Genomic DNA, 18,611 nt, shown 5'->3' on the forward strand with positions numbered 1-18,611 from the left:
GGTAAACCCATAATGTTGAAAAAAGCTCCCGAAGCTTCCGTTCAACAGGGTTTTCATTGTTCGTGCTTCGCACGCAACGAAAACTTAGCTATTGTATGCCGTTATTTTTAGAAGTACACAGCTTTAAATACTGCTAATAGTGCTCTTCTCCCCACGTTTAGATTTAAAATATCTCCACTAATCATATAGTTGTCCGTCAATTTAAAAACCTCCATAAATTCACTTTCTTTGATATCTACATCTGGACAAGTTTTCATTACTAACGCAAGATTTTTATTAAATCTAATTCTGTTTTCTTCACTTAATTCAAACTGTCAACTAAACTGATTGCAACCTGCAAAACCTGAAACTGTTATATCACTTTTTAAGATAAAGTATTTCTTTTTTTTTATATCTTTTCCTTAAGTGTTCTCAGTTTCCAATATTTATTAACAATTTAATTGTCATTTTCACGGGCAAAAATGGATTCACCTTCTTTTATCGTTTCCAATATTTTAATACCCTTAATTTCCATTGGTTTTACATTTAATGGGTTTTTGTCTAAAATCACAAAATCTGCTAATTTACCTTTGGTTAATGTACCTTTTAAATTTTCCTCATAAAATTCATAAGCTGCGTTAATTGTTATCGCCTTGATAGCTTGATATGGCGAAACTCTTTCGGCTGCTCCAATTGTTGCGCCCGAACGAGAAACTCTGTTTACCGCTGTCCAAATGGTAAATATTGGATCGATTGGTGTAACAGTAGCATCTGAATGGTTGGTTGGTTTGAGTCCTAATTTTATTGAACTTGCCAATGGACTTAAAAAGTATGCTCTTTCTTTACCTAAATTTTTTACGTGAACATCTCCCCAAAAATAAGCGTGATTTGTAAAAAATGAAGGTTCCATATTGTATTTTTTGAATGTAACAAGTTGGTCTGGCCTTGCAAACTGCGCGTGAATAATAATCGTTCTTCTGTCTTTATCCAATGGTTGATTTAATTTTTTACAAGCGTTTTCGTGAGCTGAAATAATCATATCAACTGTCGCATCTCCATTACAATGAATAAACAATTGATTGTCGTTTTTATAAGCCGTTACAAATAATTTATTGAGAGCTTCTTGAGTTAAACTTGGCAAGCCTCTGCAATCGTGAAAACATCCGGGAACTTCTGTTAAAAATGGTTTTGTAAAGTAAGCTGTTTTACCCTGTGGCGAACCATCAGCTACTATTTTTGTGCCTTGTACTTTAAATCCGTTTTTGTACTTCTTAAATGAAAGCGAAGCATCTTTTATATTGCTTTCTAATTCCGAATAACCAGCCAAAGAAATCAAATCTATTTTTAGTTTACCAACATCAGCCTGAGATTGAAAAAAGTGAATAGTATTTCTGTCTGTCATTCCATCTTGCGCAGTAGTTATTCCATTTGAAGCATAATACTCTTGTGTAGTTTCAAAAAATTCTGCTTGCTTGGATACTGATTTTTCTAACATTAACTGTACAAATGGATACATAGCTGTTTCTTGAACCAATCCAGTCGGGTCTTGTGTGTTTGGGAAACGCTGTATGTTTCCACCTTCAGGATTTTTCGTTTCAGCATTTACTTTTAATTCTTTTAATGCTAGTGAATTTGCAACACCCATATGGCCGCTTGTGTGCTGTAAATAAACTGGATTGTTTGGCAATACTTTGTCAATGTCCTTTTTAGTTGGATGACGTTTTTCTGCTAATTCTCCGTCATCATAACCCCACCCAAAAATCCATTCTCCGTCAGGGATATTTTTTTCTTCTTTATATTTTTTCAGTTCGGCTAAAATATCATCAATATTCTCGACTGTACCTACTGGTTTAGGGTTTAAATCCACCTGTCCCATTGTATTAGAAACCATACCAAAATGACTGTGAGGGTCAATAAATCCAGGCAACAGCGTTTTCCCTTTCAAGTCGATCTTGTTCAAATTAGAAAATTGTTTTTCTGCTTTTTTTAATGTTCCCACAAACGCAATTTTTCCGTCTTGTTCAACTATTGCTTCGGCATACATTGGCTCTTCGGTGTCCATTGTAATAATATTGCCATTGAAATATAAATTTGCGGCTTGAGTTTCATTTTGACTATGTTTACTACTGTTTGCACAACCTAATAGTAACAATACAGCTAAAAAGGATATTACATTTTTATTTATCATACCTGAATTTTTTTATTAAGACAATAAATCAACATAACCCCAAATTAATGTTCCTACTAAATCTGTAAGCCCAGAGATGACATATATAGTTTCGTGTAGTGGGTTTTTATCTTTTATTCCTGTTCGTTTTTTCAATAAAATTTATAATGTTTGTTAGCTTCCATAATTTTTGTATTTATAATGACAGCTAACGTTCCGGCGCTTGGCGAGGTTGCGAGCTTCGGAACAGATTATTTTCTATTAAAGATAAAATTTCTTGCGAGAAATAAACGTGAATTTACTATAAAATTCGCAGTCTTGCCAAACGCCTGCTAGCAGAAGTTGTTTATGTTTTTTAATATTCCGTCAGTAATATATTTTTCAGTTCCTTTATAATAATAGCCAAAATTTAGATAATCATTAAAACTTCCAGTATCTTCTTTACCATTAGAAAAATAATATTCAAAAAATTTACTTGGCTTAAACTCGAACTCATTTTTTTTAATTCTGCAAGTATAAAAGTTCACATCATTTTGATTTTTATATCCATAATATGAACCTTTCCTTTTCGCAAAATCCATCAATAACTAAAACCAACAGAAATTTCATCTTTTAGAAAATGGCTTGAAAAATTCTCTTCCTTTGGAGGGGGGCGCCAGGAAGAGATGGTTAAAACTTTAATACTTATTAACAAATTCTATATCTTCTGTATCAATTAATTTCTCTATCTTGGTAAAGGTATTATAAATGATAACAAAGACATTATTTATCATTTATAATTTATAATCCATCATTTATAATTATCTTTATGTCGGTTCAGTCTTATTCATTATTTTCCGATTTCGATATATACCTTTTCCGTTCGGGCAAACACACAAGGCTCTATGAAAAATTCGGCTCACACAAGATTGAGGTAGATGGCGTTTCCGGCGTTTATTTTGCTGTTTGGGCGCCAAATGCTACAGAAGTTTCAGTCATGGGAAATTTCAACAATTGGAATTCTTTTTCGCACCATTTGGCAGGCCGCTGGGATCAATCCGGTATTTGGGAAGGCTTTATTCCAGACTTGGATTTTGGTGAAGTTTACAAATACGGAATTAGAACAACTGAAGGGATTTTGTTGGAAAAAGCCGACCCGTACGGACTTTGTTTTGAAAATGCATTGCAGGCTGGTTCTGCAGTTTGTACGACCTGGTATGAGTGGCAGGACAAAGACTGGATGGAAAAACGCTGGCGATACAACAGCCTGGAATCACCCATTTCTGTTTACGAGATGCATCTCGGTTCCTGGATGCGCGATCCTGGAAATCCGGATAGATTCCTGAGCTATGGTGAGATTGCCGATAAATTAGTTCCTTATCTCAAGGCAATGAATTTTACACATGTAGAATTTATGCCGGTGATGGAGTATCCATATGATCCAAGCTGGGGTTATCAGATTACAGGTTTCTATGCAGCGACTTCACGGTTCGGTGGCCCGCAGGAATTGATGTACTTGATTTCCGAACTTCATAAAAATAATATCGGTGTTTTTCTGGATTGGGTGCCTTCCCATTTTCCAGGTGATGCTAATGGACTTCATCGTTTTGACGGCTCTTTTTTATACGAACACGAAGATCCGAGAAAAGGTTTTCATCCGGATTGGAAATCCTATATTTTTAATTACGGAAGACCTGAAGTCAAGTCATTTTTGATTTCAAATGCAATATTTTGGTTAGATCGTTATCACGCTGATGGTTTGCGTGTGGACGCTGTAACATCTATGCTTCATCTCGATTATTCCAGAAATGAAGGCGAGTGGGAACCAAACATCTATGGTGGCAATGTCAACTTGGAAGCCAAGCAATTTTTGCAGGATTTTAATGTTGCAGTTTACAAAGAATTTCCCGATGTTCAGACGATTGCAGAAGAAAGTTCCGACTTTCCAAAATTAACCAAACCTGTACACGATGACGGAATCGGTTTCGGAATGAAATGGATGATGGGATGGATGCATGATACTTTAGATTATTTCAAAGAAGACCCCATCAATAGAAAATATTATCACAACAAAATCACTTTTACGAGCACGTATATGTATAATGAAAATTACATGATGCCGTTGTCTCATGATGAGGTGGTGCATGGAAAAAGTAGTTTGATCTACAAAATGCCGGGCGACGAATGGCAAAAGTTTGCCAATCTCCGAGCGATGTATGTCTATATGTTTACGAATCCGGGAGCGAAATTATTGTTTATGGGCGATGAATTTGCCCAGACCACGGAATGGAATTTCAAAAGCTCGCTGGACTGGCATCTGCTTCAATATCCTGTTCACAAAAACCTTCAGGATTTTGTCAAAGATCTGAATCTGTTGTATAAAACACATCCGTCTTTATATGAGCTTCAATTCTCGCCCTATGGCTACGAATGGGTTGACGGTGATGACCGAGACAACTCGATTTTTGTTTACCTTAGAAAAAGCAAACGAGATAAAGAAGTTTTGATGACGGTCCTGAATCTTACACCAAGAAGTTTTGATTACAGAATAGGTATTGATGAAAATACAGACTGGAAAATCATTCTGAATTCCGATGATGAGAAATATAGCGGAAGCGGAGTAGAAGCTGTTATTTCTCAGAGGCTGGATGAGGGCTGGAATAACAGGAAGAACTCAATTATTCTTAGATTACCGCCTTTGTCGGGATTGGTTTTGAAACAAAGTAAATTAATCAAGAAGTCAAATATTGCAGGTTTCTTGAAACATAAAAAATAAAAATTAAGAAATATATATGAAAATATTTCACCTCTCTATGGAGTGTTATCCTGTCGCAAAAGTTGGAGGTTTGGCCGATGTGGTAGGAGCTTTACCAAAGTATCAAAACAAAATGGGTCTGGATGCGAAGGTGGTAATGCCTTGGTACAACAAACCGTTTTTCTACAACCACGACTTTGAAGTTGTGTTCGATGGCTTTATTCATCAGTCGTTTCATATGTATCAGGTTCAGGTTTATAAAGAGAAAAGCAACGTTTTGGGATTCGAATTGTATCTCGTTAAGATCCCGGGATTATTGGATAGGGAAAATGTTTATGGCTATTGGGATGAGAGTGAGCAGTTTATCGCATTCCAGCACGGTGTTTTGCATTGGCTGAGTGCAATGCAGATTCGTCCGGATATTTTACATTGCCATGATTATCATACCGGGCTGGTTCCTTTTATGATAGAATATTGTTATGAATTCGGATTTCTGAAAGGCGTGAAAACCATTGGAACCATTCATAACGGTGAATATCAGGGAAGTATGGATTGGCAGATGTCCAGTTTTCTTCCACATTTTGAAGGCTGGAAATGGGGACTTCTTGATTGGAATGGCAGAATCAATCCAATGGCTACAATGATCAAGACCTGCAATGCATTCAATGCGGTTTCTGGCGGTTATCTGGAAGAATTATTCTACAGTTTTCAGGGATTGGAGCCATTGATGAATCAGGAGCGGCAAAAAGCTTTCGGGATTATCAATGGTATTGATACCGAAGTTTGGGACCCGCAAACGGACGATATGTTGAAATTTAATTATAATAAAGATTACTCGGAAGAAGGAAAATGGGAGAATAAAAAAGTGATCTGTGCAGAATACGGACTCAATCCCAACCTTCCGCTGTTCGGATTTATAGGACGTTTTGCCGGAGAAAAAGGGGCTGATCTTTTGCCGGACATTGTTGAGAAAAGCATCCAGGAAACCAATGGTTCTTTGAATCTGATTGTGCTCGGTTCTGGAAACCAACATATTGAAAACAGATTGAAGGAATTACAATATAGATTCAATATTAATTTTGCGCTGGATTTAGGCTATAAAGAATATTTGTCGCATCAGATTTATGCCTCGGCAGATTTCTTGCTCATGCCAAGCCGTGTCGAGCCTTGCGGACTGAACCAGATGTATTCTATGCGATACGGAACGGTTCCCATTGTAAGATATACGGGAGGCTTACGGGATACGGTTCAAGATATTTCAACAGGTGGAAGTGGACTTAACTTTACCACTGCTGGTGCAGATGATGCCGTTCACGCAATTAAAAGAGCTTTGCATATCTACAGCCAGAAAGACCTTATGAAAGGTTTGATTTACAGCAATATGTCGTTTGACTTCTCTTGGGAAAAATCGGCTAAGAACTATTTGGAAATGTATAATTATTAATTCATAATTTAATAAGCAAATATTTTCGTTAACATTGGCTTAATATTTGGGAAGATTTCTTAGCTTTATAATAAATAACAGAAAATAATATATAACCAGCACATCTATGAAAGAAAGCGTAATCTCCATAGTTTTGGGAGGCGGAAGAGGAACGAGATTGTTTCCATTGACTTACACAAGGTCCAAGCCGGCGGTTCCTATTGCGGGAAAATACCGTTTGGTCGACATTCCGATTTCGAATTGCCTCAACTCCGGTCTTAACAGGATCTTGGTTTTGACCCAGTTTAATTCAGCATCATTGAATTCCCACATCAAGAACTCTTATCACTTTGACATTTTCAGCAAAGGTTTTGTGGATATCCTGGCTGCAGAACAGAATGTCGAAAACGAGAATTGGTACCAAGGAACGGCGGATGCTGTTCGTCAGACAATGAAACATCTTGAAAAATACGAATATGAATATATTTTGATTCTCTCCGGAGACCAGCTTTATCAGATGGATTTCCAAAAGATGATTAATTTTCACAAAGAGCAGGGGGGTGACATTACCATTGCTACTATTCCTGTTAATGCTAAAGATGCTACAGGCTTCGGAATTATGAAAGCAGATGAGGAAGGGAATATTACGGCTTTCACAGAAAAACCAAGTCTGGATGCCTTGAAAGACTGGAAATCTGAAACAAGCGATGAAAGCAAAGCAAAAGGAAAGGAATATCTCGCTTCGATGGGGATCTATGTTTTCACGAAAAATGTTCTCAGACAACTATTTGCAGATTATGAAGGAGATGATTTCGGTAAAGACTTCATTCCTGCTTCCATTGGTACATTGAATGTTTTGAGCTATCAATACGATGGCTACTGGACGGATATAGGAACCATTGAATCATTTTATGAAGCTAATCTTGACTTGGCACAGGATTTACCTCAATTCAATTTATTCAGTTCCAATCCAATTTACACAAGAGCGAGAATGCTTCCGCCGACAAAGATTAATGGTTCTTATGTCAGCAAAACCATTTTTGGTGACGGATGTATCATTTTAGCAGATAAGATTGAAAATTGCATCATTGGAAACAGAACCCGAGTTGACCGGGGAACAACGATCGTTAATTCTTATGTAATGGGAGCCGATTACTATCAGACAGCTAAAGAAGTTGCGGATAATGAAGAAAGCGGGAAAACAAGTATGGGAATCGGGAAGTACTGTTATATCGACAAAGCCATTTTGGATAAAAACTGCTATATCGGGAATAATGTGAGAATCATCGGAGGAAAACATCATCCAGATGGCGATTACGACACGCACTCTATCAAAGACGGAATTGTGGTCGTAAAGAAAAACGCAGTCATTCCTGACGGTACAAATATTATGTAAATAAACACATATTTAATAAGACCCTTCGGAAGCGAAGGGTTTTATTTTTTTAAATTTGGCAAATAATTTGTCTAAGATTAATTCTATATACAGCAATTAATGAAGAATATATTTTTTCTTATCGGTTTTTTATTTTTTACGTCGGCGTCTGCCCAGTTCGATAATATCAATGCAGGTGAAGTTTTGAGCTATAGAATCCATTATGGTTTTATCACTGCAGGCAATGCAACTTTGGCAACAACCAGAACTTCTTACAAGGGGCAGCCCGCTTTTTATGTCAAAGGAATGGGGAAAACAAGTGGTGCTGCAAAGGCTTTTTTCAAAGTAGAAGATGTGTATGAAAGTTACATCAATGAAAACAAAGAACCGCTTTTTTATGTTAGAAACGTTTCTGAAGGCAGTTACACACAACATTTGCAAAGTACCTTTAATCCTGCAAACAATACTTTAGTTTTAGTTGATAAAAAACATACAGACAGGCCGGCGAAAACCGTTAAAGTTCCGAATGATGTACAGGATATGTTATCTTGTTTTTATTATCTCAGAAGTTTACCTTCGGAAAGTCTGAAAGTGGGTAGTGTTGTGAGAATGAATGTCTGGATTGATGACGAATTATTTCCCTTTCAGCTAAAGGTGGTTGGAACAGAAAATCTATCAACAAAATTTGGTAAGATCAATTGTCTTAAAATTATTCCTTCCGTTATCAGTGGTAGGGTTTTTAAACAGAAAGAAGGTGTTACGATGTGGGTTACCAATGACCAGAACAGAGTGCCGGTTCTTATAAAAGCCGAACTCGCAGTTGGCTCGCTCAAAGCAAGTATTGATAGTTACAGCAATGTGAAATATCCATTGAATTTTGCAAAATAATCATATTGAAAATCACTCTTAAAAGAGTGATTTTTTGTTTAAAGTTCAAATATTGTCTTAAGACAAGTTGAGCATAACAGAATAAAATTAACTTTGGTTTAAAAGAAATTCAAATGAATAAATTAAAAGTAATTACAGAAATCAATAAACCGATCGATGAGGTTTGGGACGCATTCAATAATCCGGAACATATCGTCAAATGGAACTTTGCTCACGAAAGCTGGGAATGTCCTTACGCTAAAAATGATTTGAAAGTTGGCGGGAAATTAGAGTCCAGAATGCAGGCAAAGGATGGCAGTTTCGGTTTCGATTTTATCGGGACTTATAATGAGGTTAAGGAAAATGAACTGATTAAGTATCACATGGAAGATGGCCGGGAAGTTGAAGTTATTTTTGAACGATTATCTGATGATAAAACAAAAGTGACAGAGAACTTCGAACCGGAAAATCAAAATCCATTGGAATTCCAAAAAGATGGCTGGCAGGCAATTTTGGATAACTTTAAAAACTACTCAGAAAGTAAATCTAACTAAACTCTAATTTCTAATATCATTACCAATGAACAACAATATATTTCCTTGTTTTTGGTTTAACCAAGACGGGGCAGAAGCAGCAGAATTTTATACTTCTGTTTTCAGAAATTGCCAGATTACGGTCAATACACCAATGGTCATCAATATAGAAATCGAAGGGCAGAAAATAATGTTCCTTAATGCCGGTCCAATGTTTAAGCCTAATGTTACATTGTCTTTAATGGTAATGTGTGATTCTGCTGAAGAAGTAGAAAGTTATTATCACAGACTTGCTGAGAAAGGGAAAGTAATGATGGAATTGGATTCCTATCCATGGAGTGAAAAATATGCCTGGGTGCAGGATCAGTATGGTATTTCCTGGCAGTTATATTTTGCAGCAGAAAAAGCTAAGCAAAAAATTTCTCCTGTAATGATGTTTACAGGTAAAAATGCCGGAAAATGTAAAGAAGCCTTGGATTATTATACGACCATTTTCCCGGATTCTGAGATAGAAGGTATTATGGAATATGAAGAAGGACAAGGCGATGTTGCTGGTAATGTAGCGCATTCTCAGTTTATTATTAATGGTTATGTGATGATGGCAATGGATAGTTCGCACGACCATAAAGCAGATTTTACAGAAGGAACTTCAATGACTGTAATGACAAAAGATCAGGATGAAACGGATTATTATTGGGATGAATTTACCAAAGAAGGACAAGAAAGTATGTGTGGCTGGCTAAAAGATAAATATGGCTTCAGCTGGCAGATTGTTCCGCACAGATTAATAGAATTGACTAACACACACGAAGTGGAGAAAGCTCAGAAAGCTTTTGGAGCTATGATGAAAATGAATAAAATCATCATCAAAGATATAGAGGACGCTTATTATAACTTATAAAATAAAAGTTATGGAAACATTAAGGTATCAGATTGAGATTGATGCACCGGCAGAAAAAGTCTGGGATGTTCTGTGGAATGATAAAACTTATTCTCAATGGACACATTATTTCAGTCCGGGTTCTTTGATGAAAACGGATTGGGAAGTTGGAGGTAAAACGTATTTTACGGATGCAAGTGGACAAAATGGTATGGTCAGTACAATAGAACGTATCGAAGAACCGAAGCATTTGATATTTAAACATCTTGGTGAACTTAATGATGGCGTGGAAGATGTTGACAGCGAAAAAGTGAAAGCCTGGAACGGAAGCCTGGAAGCTTATTATCTTGAGAATCATAACGGGAAAACAACACTCAAAGTTGAAGTCGATGTCGACAGTAGCTATAAAGATATGATGGATGAAGGTTTCAATAAAGGATTAGAAGTTGTAAAAAATCTTTCTGAAAAATTAATTTAAAAACGCAATAATGGATAAACCGACATCAGATAAATTAGGTATAGTCATTCCCGCATTTCGTGCGCACTCACAAACTTTTGTCATGGTTTTGGATGGTATTTCCGAAGAAGATGCCAAAAAAAGAATTGATGGAAAAACCAATCACATCATTTGGATGGTTGGGAATTTTGTTAATATGCGTTACAGTTTGGGTTGGGTTCTCGGACTCAAAGAAGAAGATCCTTTCAGCAAATTATTTTTCCAGGGAAAAGCTTTGGATGAAAATTTTAATTATCCAACATTAGAACAATTAAAAGATAGTTTTCATAAGATTTCTCCTTTGGTTTACCAGAAATTGCTGCAAGTTACTGACGAAGACTTAGACAAAGCTTTCCCGATGGGTATGGATGTCGACTTCTTCAAAGAAGATGTTCTCAATTTTATTGGAATGTGTATTGGAAGGGAGGATTACCTGGCCGGACAATTAGGGCTGATGAGAAAGATTCTCGGTTACGAAGGCATGAAATATAACTTCGATAAAGATTTAAAATATTAAAATGGTAAATGCTAAAAACTTCGAATACAGTTTCCATTCCAAGAGATCAGCGAACGAAATTTTTCCCATTTTACAAGATGTACGCAGTTGGTGGAACGGTTTTTTCGGGGAAAAAATAACTGGAGATACAAATAAGATTGGGGACGAATTTTCTTTTTCGGCAGGAGACGGTGTCCATTTTTCAAAACAAAAATTAATTGAAATACAGCCTGACAGAGAACTTGCTTGGCTGGTAACTGAAAGCAATTTGTCTTTTATTAATGATACTCATGAATGGGAAAATACCAAAATTAAATTCAATCTGGAAAAAACTGATAACGGAACAAACGTCACATTTATACACGAAGGTTTGATTCCAAATATCGAATGTTATAAAAATTGTTCCGGCGCTTGGACTCAATATTTGGAAAATTTAGAAAAATCTTTAAATTCATAAACATTGATGAAACCAAAATCAAATGGCTTTCAGAAAGCTGACGATATCAATCTCTATTACGAAATCTATGGAGTAGGAAAGCCGTTGGTTCTGATTCACGGAGGCGGTTCATCGGGATTTTATGATTTTGAGGAAACAATAAAGAGATTAGAGGATGATTTTCAGTTGATTGTCATTGATCTACAAAATCACGGTAAATCTGAACATCGCAATATCGCTGAAACTTTTGAACAGGATGCAAGAGATATAATGGCGGTTTTGGAGAAACTTAATATTATAAAAGCTTCTTTTTTCGGTTTCAGCAATGGTGCGACAACGGTTTTGCAAATTGGTCATCTTTTTCCTGATAATGTAGAGAAAATGGTGGCTGCATCTGGTGTTACCAAACGAAACGGAATGATAGACGGTTTTTTTGAAGGTATGTCCAAAGCAAGTGTAGAGAATATTATGCAAAAACTGAAGGATAATTTCCTGAAAATCAATCCGGACGACAGGCTTTTAAAAAATATGTTTGAGAAAGACAGCCAGCGGATGATAAACTTTCAAGATATTGATGATGAGGTTTTGAAATCCATAAAAAGTCCTGTTTCCCTGATTGCAGGTGATAAAGATGTGATAAAAGTGCAACATATCGCAGAAATGAATCAGCTGATTCCAGATTCCAAAGTAATGATTTTACCGGCAGGTCACGGTAATTATATGATGGCTGATGAGAATGGAAATGCAGATACAGAACTCATCGATTTCACAATATCTCAAATCAAAAAGTTTTTAAACTCATAAAATAAGTATAACTATAAAAAAATGTAAAATGCCAAAATTAAATTCATACCTCAATTTTGACGGTACAGCAGAAGAAGCTTTCAAATTTTATCAATCTGTTTTCGGTGGCGAATTCGTAGGTGGTGTTATGAAAATGGGAAATGCACCAGGAACAGAACATCTTCCCGAAGATGAAAAAAACCGTGTGATGCACATTGCGTTGCCAATAGGAAAAGACCTCTTGATGGCTTCGGACATTGTTCCGTCTATGGGACACAAACTCAATCAGGGAAACGGAAATTATATTTCCATTTTCCCGGAAAGTAGGGAAGAAGCAGACCGGATTTTCAATGGACTTTCTGCTGGCGGAGAAGTTGAGATGCCAATGGCTGACCAATTTTGGGGCGACTATTTCGGTAGCTTCAAAGACAAATACGGTGTTTACTGGATGGTGAATTTCAGTAAAGATTCTGGTTACGAAGGATAAATAGTTTTACACAAAGGCACAAAATAATTATTTGAATATTACTTTTTTAAGGCACAAAGTTGTATTATTTAGCAAAATCCCTTGTGCCTTTAACCATATTAAAATCTGGACATTTGTGTCTTTGTGATTAATTAAAAAATAACTCTATGGAAAAAGTAACAGCAAAAGCTTCTATCGGAATCCAGAAGCCTGTTTCAGAAGTATTTGAAGCGATTATCAATCCTGAAATAATGCGGAATTATTTCATTTCCAAAGGTTCCGGAAGAATGGAAGCCGGTAAAGAAATCTTCTGGTCTTTCCCCGAATTTGATGGTTCTTATCCATTGACAACGAAAGAAATAATTCCCAATGAAAAAATTGTTTTTGTTTGGGATCCAGAATCTGTTGTGACAATTGAATTACAACAGTTGTCTGAAAATAACACAGTGATAAAAGTTGCCGAAGAAGGGCATAGCAATGATGAAAAAGGGATAAAGTGGGCAATCGGTCAAACTGAAGGCTGGGCCAATTTTCTGGCTTGTATGAAAGCGTGGCTGGAATATGGAATCCATCTTAGGAAAGGTGCTTTTGACTTTATGAAAACGAATTAAAATTAAAGCTTTGCGATTGCAAGGCTTTTTTATTTTAATGGTTCATAGATCAATTGCACAACTCCTGACTTAAAGATATTTGTTTTTATCAGTTTGAGATTGAGTCGCTCGGTTAAGTCTTCAAACAATGGTTTTCCGCTTCCTAATGCTATTGGATGGACAGAAATCCGGTATATATCTACAAGATTTGATTGAATGAATGTTTTAATCAAACTTGCACCACCATACAACCAGATATCTTTTCCGGCTTCTTTTTTTATTTCTTCAACTTTTGTCTGTATACCAGAATTAATGAAAGTCGCATTTTCATCTTGTCTGTTTTGTTTTGAGAAAACGTATTTTTTCTTTGAGTGAACATTACTCCAAAGATTCTTTTCGACGTCGTCGGCACTGCTTTCTGGTTTAAAATTTCCCCAAGCATCATAACTTATTCGCCCATAGAAAATGGTGTCAACAGAAGATAGAAATCCGTCAAAATCCATATCATTATCCATAATGCACCAATCGATTTCTCCATTAGGACCTTCTATAAAACCGTCTAAAGTTACCGCTAAGTCTAATATTATTTTTCTCATTTTTCGTAATAAATATTTTAATTCTGAAAATTTTAAAATTACAAAATTGCGAGTAACTTTCTATAGTGTGACAGATCTTTCTAGGCTGTGCAGTTGCGCCCCGACCTGAGTGGAGCTCTTTTGTTATTGCGATTGTATAAAAGTTCAACAGATTGCTTCACTTTGTTCGCAATGACAAAAAAGCGGGAACGGAGGGCGGATAAAGGCGCCCAAATAATTATTTAAAGTAAAAGATTCGAGGTTGCGTCTTCCTAAATGTAAAACGTAAAACTTTAAAAAAATGAAAAAAGGAATTTTAGCAATTGCAGGTTTAGCAGCTATCGCCATTATCGCAAAAAAAGCACAAAAAAGAAAAGCATTCGTAAGAGGAATATTCGACGAATATGACGTAAAAGAAAGAACGCCGTTCGGATTTGCAGACAGAATCAGAACTATGAATGACGAAGAATACAACTCACTGAAAGAAAAAGTGAGAACGCAATTCGGAAGAGGTTGCTGTAAGCCAAGATCTGCAGAATAATTTTTTAGAAATTAAATTAAATTGTTAAAAAACGGGAAGTGAGAACTTTCCGTTTTTTTTCTTTTATTTCTTGCAAATCAGGCAAATTTTGCAGATTTTCTACCTGCGTAATCTGTGAAATCAACGAGAAATTAATTTTTGAGTGTTATTAAAATGAACGGAATCCTTAAATTTGCTTTGTGAAGGATTACTACTACTTTCTCGGAATTCCTCAAAATGCTTCATCAGAAGACATCAAAAAAGCCTACAGAAAATTGTCTCTGAAATATCATCCGGATAAAAATGATAACGATGAGTACTTTTCGGATAGATTCAGGGAAATTCAGGAAGCTTATGAAACACTGACTGACACGGATAGAAGACGACTTTATGACCAGAATCTCAGCAATCAACAACGAAATGTAAAAAGCATTTTACCTCCGAAAATCAAAAGTTTTTCTGCGAGTAAAATCCGGGCGAAAGTGGGCGAAGAAATAACAGTTTACTGGAATACTTACGATGCTGATCTGGTGAAAATAGTCCCTTTTGGATTAGAAAAACCGAATGGTGAAAGGACAATTCGAATTAAGGAATTTGATTCTCAAGGGAAATTCCAGATTTTGCTTCACGCGACCAATACAGTTCTTCACAAAACGGTTGTTCAGGGCATTACGATTACAGAACTAGCAGAATCTGAATCTGGTTCTGATGAAAAAGAGTCGTTGCACAATCCATCTGAATCTTTCCAAAAATCACCCAAAAAAGAAAACCAATCTAAAAGACTGGTTTCTGTTATTGTATTTTTAGCACTAATTGCTATGATTATCTGGCTGATGTTTAACTGATTTTCAGTCTGCCGGGACATTTTTTACAACGTTTTCCTTTCTTGAATTTTTTACAGCATTTTTTCTTGTCACAATACATTACTTCATCACTTCTGTAAGCCGGAGCCAAAGGTGCAATCTTGAAAGGAATAACTGTTGGAATCATGACTGCAAATATAAAGTAATTTAGACTAAATACAAATTAAAAGCAAAAAATTCCTTAATTAATTAACAACTAATGAATTAGTTTTATGTTTTAAGGGCTTATTTTAAATAAGGCGCTATCACTTTTGTCCAAAGTCTGTAACCTTCGGGCTTCATATGCAGCATGTCTCCCTTGAAGATATCGGTTCTTACTTTACCGTTTTCGTCATTCATTACTTTGGTAATGTCAATATATTTTGCTCTTTTTTGAGTTTTTAGGTAAGCTTCTATAGATTCATTAAGTTCTTTCATTTGAGGCCAGAATTGTTCACGACTTGGCGAATATTTGATGGAAACATAAGCAACAGGAACCTTCGGATACTTTGATCTGATCTTTTCAAAGAATATCTTGAATCTTTCCAGAACTTCGGCCGGAGTTGGATTGTCAGTTGCAATATCATTTTCTCCGCAATAGATAACGATTTGTTTAGGATTGTACGGATCTAATAGATCATCAGCATAATTATTAAGATCTAATAATCGGGAACCTCCAAAACCTCTGTTGATAATAGTTTTTCCAGGAAAATAATCATTAACATCTTTCCAGTAAGTGAAAGAAGAACTTCCTACGAATAGAATTGGTTTTTTCGGAATTCCGTTGGTTTGATCTAATTTTTTGAATTCTTGAATCTCTTTCCAGTAAGGTTTATCCTGAGCAAAGAATAGGAGAGAGTTGAGAATCAGTGCCAATAAAAAAAACTTTTTGAAAAGCTGTCTGTTGTATTTCATTTTTAAATTTTTAAATTTTCAAGATAAAAAAAATCAGCTGCAAAAGCAACTGATTTCAGGTTTTTAATATTTGTTTAAGACAATTAATCAACGATAAATTTCGTGTTCAATTCTCCTGTTTTCAAGATGTAAACACCTTTTGAGAGATTTTTCAAGATAATTGTATTTCCGTTTTGAAAAGGATTTTCAATCGTTTGAACATTTTGTCCAACAGTATTGTAGATAAATGCCGTTTTGTATTGTTTCAAATCTTTATCTCCTGTTACCTGGATTGTATTACCTTTTACAGGATTAGGAGCAATTGTAAGATTCTTAGAGAATGAAGCGTCATCTACAGCCATTACAGTTCCCCAGATTTGTGCAATATATTCCGGATGATCAACATAAGGATTTCTGTTTCCCTGATAAGCATATACAGCATTGTTTCTGTCAATTTCTTTCTGAGAAACGGGATCTTGCTGATGCCATCTTAAAAGCATTGACATAAAAGGTTCTGCAAAAACTTTGAAAGTAGATCCATCATACATGTCATAGTTGAAAGTGGTGATCTGGGACTGATATCTGGTTGCAAAATATAAATAGATTCTTGCGATATCACCTTTGAACTCATTGATTGGTTCGAAAACAGTTCCCGAATAACCATTCAGCTTACTTGTTCCTAACTTTGAACCGTTTTTGGAAGTCCAGCTTGCTGTGCCAACTTCTCCGTATGGCCAGTTGCTCCTTTTTCCATTTACATATCCATCGGTAGGCAAGAGGTGATGATAATCGTTGTGCATTGGCGTGGCATCATTGAACGTTGATTTGGGTATAGAATGTTCTCTGTTATAGCATGAGCCTTCTCCACTATAGCTTCCACATTGATTGGTCCCAATAGAATATTTGTATGGATCTGCGCCTGTCGGGTTTTCAGAATAAACATCTAATACAGAATTATCTTTTTCATAATATTTATCTCTGTCCGCGGAAGAAAAGACTGTCCAATTATAACCTTTATCTTGGTGTCCGTCGGTGATAATTTGGCTTAGCTTGGTTTTAAGCGCAGCACCGGTGAGGCCACTGGTTCCGTCATAATAGCCCATTGGAATCTGGGCAGAAACAATACCAAAAATACCAACACAAAGAGTAAAAATATACTTTCTCATTTCAAAAAAAATTAAGGGGGCTAAAGGTACTAAAATAATATCTTAATAAATGGAATATTTTACAATAAATTGTTGTAAATATTAATTTTATGATAATAATAAAGGAATAAAATAAAAGACAGAGTAATAATACTCTGTCTTTAAAAGTTTATATTTCAAAAAAATTATTCTACAATGAACTTTGTATTTAATTCTCCTGTTTTAAGAATGTAAATGCCTTTTGGTAAGTTCTTCAAAGTAATTGTATTTCCATTTTGGAAAGGATTCTCAATAGTCTGAACATTTTGCCCAACCATATTATAGATGAATGCTTTTTGGAATTTCTTAAGATCTTTGTCTCCTGTTACATTAATGGTATTTCCTTTTACCGGGTTTGGAGCAATTGTCAGATTTTTAGAAAAAGAAGCATCTTCTACTGCAAGTGATGAAAGTCCCCAGATTTGAGTAACCCACTCTGGATGATCTATATATGGATTCCGATTTTTCTGATAAGCATATGCTGCATTGTTTCTTGCAATTTCTCTTTCAGAAACAGGGTCTTGCTGATGCCAAAGCAAAAGTAGATTTAGCTCCCAGTCAGTTAGTCCTTTGTTAACATTGCTGGGATTAAGTATGTCCCCGCTTGAAAAACCTGATAACTTTGTCTGATATCTTGTTACAAAATATAATAAGCCTCTCGCAACATCACCTTTAAATTCGTTAATTGGTTCAAAAGAGACTCCCGAATAGCCAGGAGTGGTATTTGAGCCTACTTTCGATCCATTCTTGGATGTCCAGGTTGGGTTTGTTACTCTTCCGTATGGATAGTTGCTTCTCATACCATTTACTTTTCCGTCAGTCGGAAGTATATGGTGGATATCAGAAACCATTGGACTGGCTGAATTAAAAAGACTCTGAGGGACTGTGTGTTCTCTGTTGTAACAATCTCCTTCACTGGAATAGTTACCACATTTTTTCACGCCATGTTGAAAATTGTACGGATCAGATCCGGTAGGATTCTCAGAATAAATATCCAAGACAGATCCGTCTTTTTCATAAAAATTATCCGTATCTGTTGTTGGATAACCATTGTAAAGATTATCATAGCTTTTTGTAACATAACCGTTGGTAATGATCTCTCCAAGCTTTGTTTTAAGTGCATATCCGGTCAATCCGTTGGCACTGTCATAATAACCTGTCGGGATCTGTGCATTTGTAATGCCTAACATACCGACAAAAAGAATAAAAATACATTTTTTCATTTCAAAAAATTAAGGGCGCTAAAGGTATAAAATAATTTCTCAAAAAAACTAAATTCTTTTTAACAATATAGTATGGATAGTATTAATTTATTAATAAATTTCTGATTAATAATTTAAAAAAAGAAAGTTATGATTGTCAAAATAAAAA

At 35.7% G+C, this 18,611-nt stretch carries 20 protein-coding genes; 14 read left to right on the plus strand and 6 right to left on the minus strand.

All coding sequences use genetic code 11. From position 1 onward, the window contains the following. Positions 1-436 precede the first annotated feature (436 nt). Complete coding sequence (locus QOL71_RS16125; protein WP_283417919.1) at positions 437-2,167, minus strand: amidohydrolase; 1,731 nt, start codon at positions 2,165-2,167, stop codon at positions 437-439. A 787-nt stretch (positions 2,168-2,954) separates the two neighbouring features. On the opposite strand from QOL71_RS16125, the gene glgB reads away from it, so the two are divergent. From glgB to QOL71_RS16185, 12 genes are all read left to right on the plus strand, one after another. After that, positions 2,955-4,901 (plus strand): 1,4-alpha-glucan branching protein GlgB, encoded by a 1,947-nt coding sequence (gene glgB / locus QOL71_RS16130; protein ID WP_283417920.1) that lies wholly within the window; start codon positions 2,955-2,957, stop codon positions 4,899-4,901. Positions 4,902-4,917: 16 nt separating this feature from the next. Continuing rightward, positions 4,918-6,324, plus strand: coding sequence for a glycogen synthase (locus QOL71_RS16135; protein WP_283417921.1), 1,407 nt, complete (start codon positions 4,918-4,920; stop codon positions 6,322-6,324). A gap of 106 nt (positions 6,325-6,430) precedes the next feature. Beyond that, positions 6,431-7,699, plus strand: a complete 1,269-nt coding sequence (locus QOL71_RS16140) for a glucose-1-phosphate adenylyltransferase (RefSeq protein WP_283417922.1) — start codon at positions 6,431-6,433, stop codon at positions 7,697-7,699. Positions 7,700-7,798: 99 nt separating this feature from the next. Further along, positions 7,799-8,566 (plus strand): DUF3108 domain-containing protein, encoded by a 768-nt coding sequence (locus tag QOL71_RS16145; RefSeq protein WP_283417923.1) that lies wholly within the window; start codon positions 7,799-7,801, stop codon positions 8,564-8,566. A gap of 113 nt (positions 8,567-8,679) precedes the next feature. After that, positions 8,680-9,099, plus strand: coding sequence for an SRPBCC family protein (locus QOL71_RS16150; protein ID WP_283417924.1), 420 nt, complete (start codon positions 8,680-8,682; stop codon positions 9,097-9,099). 25 nt (positions 9,100-9,124) lie between these two features. Next, positions 9,125-9,979 carry a VOC family protein gene (locus QOL71_RS16155; protein ID WP_283417925.1) on the plus strand — a complete coding sequence of 285 codons (855 nt, stop codon included), beginning with the start codon at positions 9,125-9,127 and terminating at the stop codon, positions 9,977-9,979. A 10-nt stretch (positions 9,980-9,989) separates the two neighbouring features. Next, a complete protein-coding gene (locus tag QOL71_RS16160) occupies positions 9,990-10,436 on the plus strand; it encodes an SRPBCC family protein (protein ID WP_283417926.1) in 447 nt (148 codons plus the stop codon). 10 nt (positions 10,437-10,446) lie between these two features. Next, positions 10,447-10,971, plus strand: a complete 525-nt coding sequence (locus QOL71_RS16165) for a DinB family protein (protein WP_283417927.1) — start codon at positions 10,447-10,449, stop codon at positions 10,969-10,971. A 1-nt stretch (position 10,972) separates the two neighbouring features. Next, a complete protein-coding gene (locus QOL71_RS16170) occupies positions 10,973-11,407 on the plus strand; it encodes an SRPBCC family protein (protein WP_283417928.1) in 435 nt (144 codons plus the stop codon). A 6-nt stretch (positions 11,408-11,413) separates the two neighbouring features. Further along, positions 11,414-12,190 (plus strand): alpha/beta fold hydrolase, encoded by a 777-nt coding sequence (locus QOL71_RS16175; protein WP_283417929.1) that lies wholly within the window; start codon positions 11,414-11,416, stop codon positions 12,188-12,190. 28 nt (positions 12,191-12,218) lie between these two features. After that, entirely contained in the window at positions 12,219-12,656 is a 438-nt protein-coding gene (locus tag QOL71_RS16180; RefSeq protein ID WP_283417930.1) for a VOC family protein, read from the plus strand. A gap of 146 nt (positions 12,657-12,802) precedes the next feature. After that, a complete protein-coding gene (locus QOL71_RS16185) occupies positions 12,803-13,246 on the plus strand; it encodes an SRPBCC domain-containing protein (protein WP_283417931.1) in 444 nt (147 codons plus the stop codon). A 29-nt stretch (positions 13,247-13,275) separates the two neighbouring features. On the opposite strand, the gene QOL71_RS16190 is transcribed toward QOL71_RS16185, so the two are convergent. Continuing rightward, a complete protein-coding gene (locus tag QOL71_RS16190) occupies positions 13,276-13,821 on the minus strand; it encodes a dihydrofolate reductase family protein (RefSeq protein WP_283417932.1) in 546 nt (181 codons plus the stop codon). A gap of 280 nt (positions 13,822-14,101) precedes the next feature. Here QOL71_RS16190 and QOL71_RS16195 point away from each other — a divergent pair, with 280 nt between their 5' ends. Together QOL71_RS16195 and QOL71_RS16200 are read left to right on the plus strand one after the other, a co-directional pair. Then, positions 14,102-14,341 carry a hypothetical protein gene (locus tag QOL71_RS16195; RefSeq protein WP_283417933.1) on the plus strand — a complete coding sequence of 80 codons (240 nt, stop codon included), beginning with the start codon at positions 14,102-14,104 and terminating at the stop codon, positions 14,339-14,341. A gap of 179 nt (positions 14,342-14,520) precedes the next feature. Then, the gene (locus tag QOL71_RS16200) at positions 14,521-15,165 is read left to right on the plus strand and encodes a J domain-containing protein (protein WP_283417934.1); all 645 of its coding nucleotides are present in this window, start codon (positions 14,521-14,523) and stop codon (positions 15,163-15,165) included. On the opposite strand, the gene QOL71_RS16205 is transcribed toward QOL71_RS16200, so the two are convergent. The 4 genes from QOL71_RS16205 to QOL71_RS16220 all read right to left on the minus strand — a co-directional run bounded on the left by QOL71_RS16205 (position 15,158) and on the right by QOL71_RS16220 (position 18,463). After that, positions 15,158-15,310 (minus strand): hypothetical protein, encoded by a 153-nt coding sequence (locus QOL71_RS16205; RefSeq protein WP_283417935.1) that lies wholly within the window; start codon positions 15,308-15,310, stop codon positions 15,158-15,160. The genes QOL71_RS16200 and QOL71_RS16205 overlap by 8 nt on opposite strands. A gap of 98 nt (positions 15,311-15,408) precedes the next feature. Next, positions 15,409-16,077, minus strand: coding sequence for a GDSL-type esterase/lipase family protein (locus tag QOL71_RS16210; RefSeq protein WP_283417936.1), 669 nt, complete (start codon positions 16,075-16,077; stop codon positions 15,409-15,411). Between the two features lie 83 nt (positions 16,078-16,160). Beyond that, positions 16,161-17,222 carry an endonuclease gene (locus tag QOL71_RS16215; RefSeq protein ID WP_283417937.1) on the minus strand — a complete coding sequence of 354 codons (1,062 nt, stop codon included), beginning with the start codon at positions 17,220-17,222 and terminating at the stop codon, positions 16,161-16,163. A 164-nt stretch (positions 17,223-17,386) separates the two neighbouring features. Further along, positions 17,387-18,463, minus strand: a complete 1,077-nt coding sequence (locus QOL71_RS16220; RefSeq protein WP_283417938.1) for an endonuclease — start codon at positions 18,461-18,463, stop codon at positions 17,387-17,389. Positions 18,464-18,611 lie beyond the last annotated feature (148 nt).

Source organism: Epilithonimonas pallida, assembly GCF_900182975.1.
In the GTDB taxonomy this organism is placed as follows: domain Bacteria; phylum Bacteroidota; class Bacteroidia; order Flavobacteriales; family Weeksellaceae; genus Epilithonimonas; species Epilithonimonas pallida.

Excerpts from the sequence above, each read along its gene's own strand:
- QOL71_RS16180 (WP_283417930.1), top strand. The coding sequence starts at position 12,219 with ATGCCAAAATTAAATTCATACCTCAATTTTGACGGTACAGCAGAAGAA.
- QOL71_RS16155 (WP_283417925.1), top strand. The coding sequence starts at position 9,125 with ATGAACAACAATATATTTCCTTGTTTTTGGTTTAACCAAGACGGGGCA.
- QOL71_RS16185 (WP_283417931.1), top strand. The coding sequence starts at position 12,803 with ATGGAAAAAGTAACAGCAAAAGCTTCTATCGGAATCCAGAAGCCTGTT.
- QOL71_RS16190 (WP_283417932.1), bottom strand. The coding sequence starts at position 13,821 with ATGAGAAAAATAATATTAGACTTAGCGGTAACTTTAGACGGTTTTATA.
- QOL71_RS16220 (WP_283417938.1), bottom strand. The coding sequence starts at position 18,463 with ATGAAAAAATGTATTTTTATTCTTTTTGTCGGTATGTTAGGCATTACA.
- QOL71_RS16205 (WP_283417935.1), bottom strand. The coding sequence starts at position 15,310 with ATGATTCCAACAGTTATTCCTTTCAAGATTGCACCTTTGGCTCCGGCT.
- QOL71_RS16140 (WP_283417922.1), top strand. The coding sequence starts at position 6,431 with ATGAAAGAAAGCGTAATCTCCATAGTTTTGGGAGGCGGAAGAGGAACG.
- QOL71_RS16135 (WP_283417921.1), top strand. The coding sequence starts at position 4,918 with ATGAAAATATTTCACCTCTCTATGGAGTGTTATCCTGTCGCAAAAGTT.
- QOL71_RS16215 (WP_283417937.1), bottom strand. The coding sequence starts at position 17,222 with ATGAGAAAGTATATTTTTACTCTTTGTGTTGGTATTTTTGGTATTGTT.
- QOL71_RS16195 (WP_283417933.1), top strand. The coding sequence starts at position 14,102 with ATGAAAAAAGGAATTTTAGCAATTGCAGGTTTAGCAGCTATCGCCATT.
- QOL71_RS16125 (WP_283417919.1), bottom strand. The coding sequence starts at position 2,167 with ATGATAAATAAAAATGTAATATCCTTTTTAGCTGTATTGTTACTATTA.
- QOL71_RS16210 (WP_283417936.1), bottom strand. The coding sequence starts at position 16,077 with ATGAAATACAACAGACAGCTTTTCAAAAAGTTTTTTTTATTGGCACTG.
- QOL71_RS16165 (WP_283417927.1), top strand. The coding sequence starts at position 10,447 with ATGGATAAACCGACATCAGATAAATTAGGTATAGTCATTCCCGCATTT.
- QOL71_RS16170 (WP_283417928.1), top strand. The coding sequence starts at position 10,973 with ATGGTAAATGCTAAAAACTTCGAATACAGTTTCCATTCCAAGAGATCA.
- QOL71_RS16150 (WP_283417924.1), top strand. The coding sequence starts at position 8,680 with ATGAATAAATTAAAAGTAATTACAGAAATCAATAAACCGATCGATGAG.
- QOL71_RS16160 (WP_283417926.1), top strand. The coding sequence starts at position 9,990 with ATGGAAACATTAAGGTATCAGATTGAGATTGATGCACCGGCAGAAAAA.
- QOL71_RS16145 (WP_283417923.1), top strand. The coding sequence starts at position 7,799 with ATGAAGAATATATTTTTTCTTATCGGTTTTTTATTTTTTACGTCGGCG.
- QOL71_RS16175 (WP_283417929.1), top strand. The coding sequence starts at position 11,414 with ATGAAACCAAAATCAAATGGCTTTCAGAAAGCTGACGATATCAATCTC.
- glgB (WP_283417920.1), top strand. The coding sequence starts at position 2,955 with ATGTCGGTTCAGTCTTATTCATTATTTTCCGATTTCGATATATACCTT.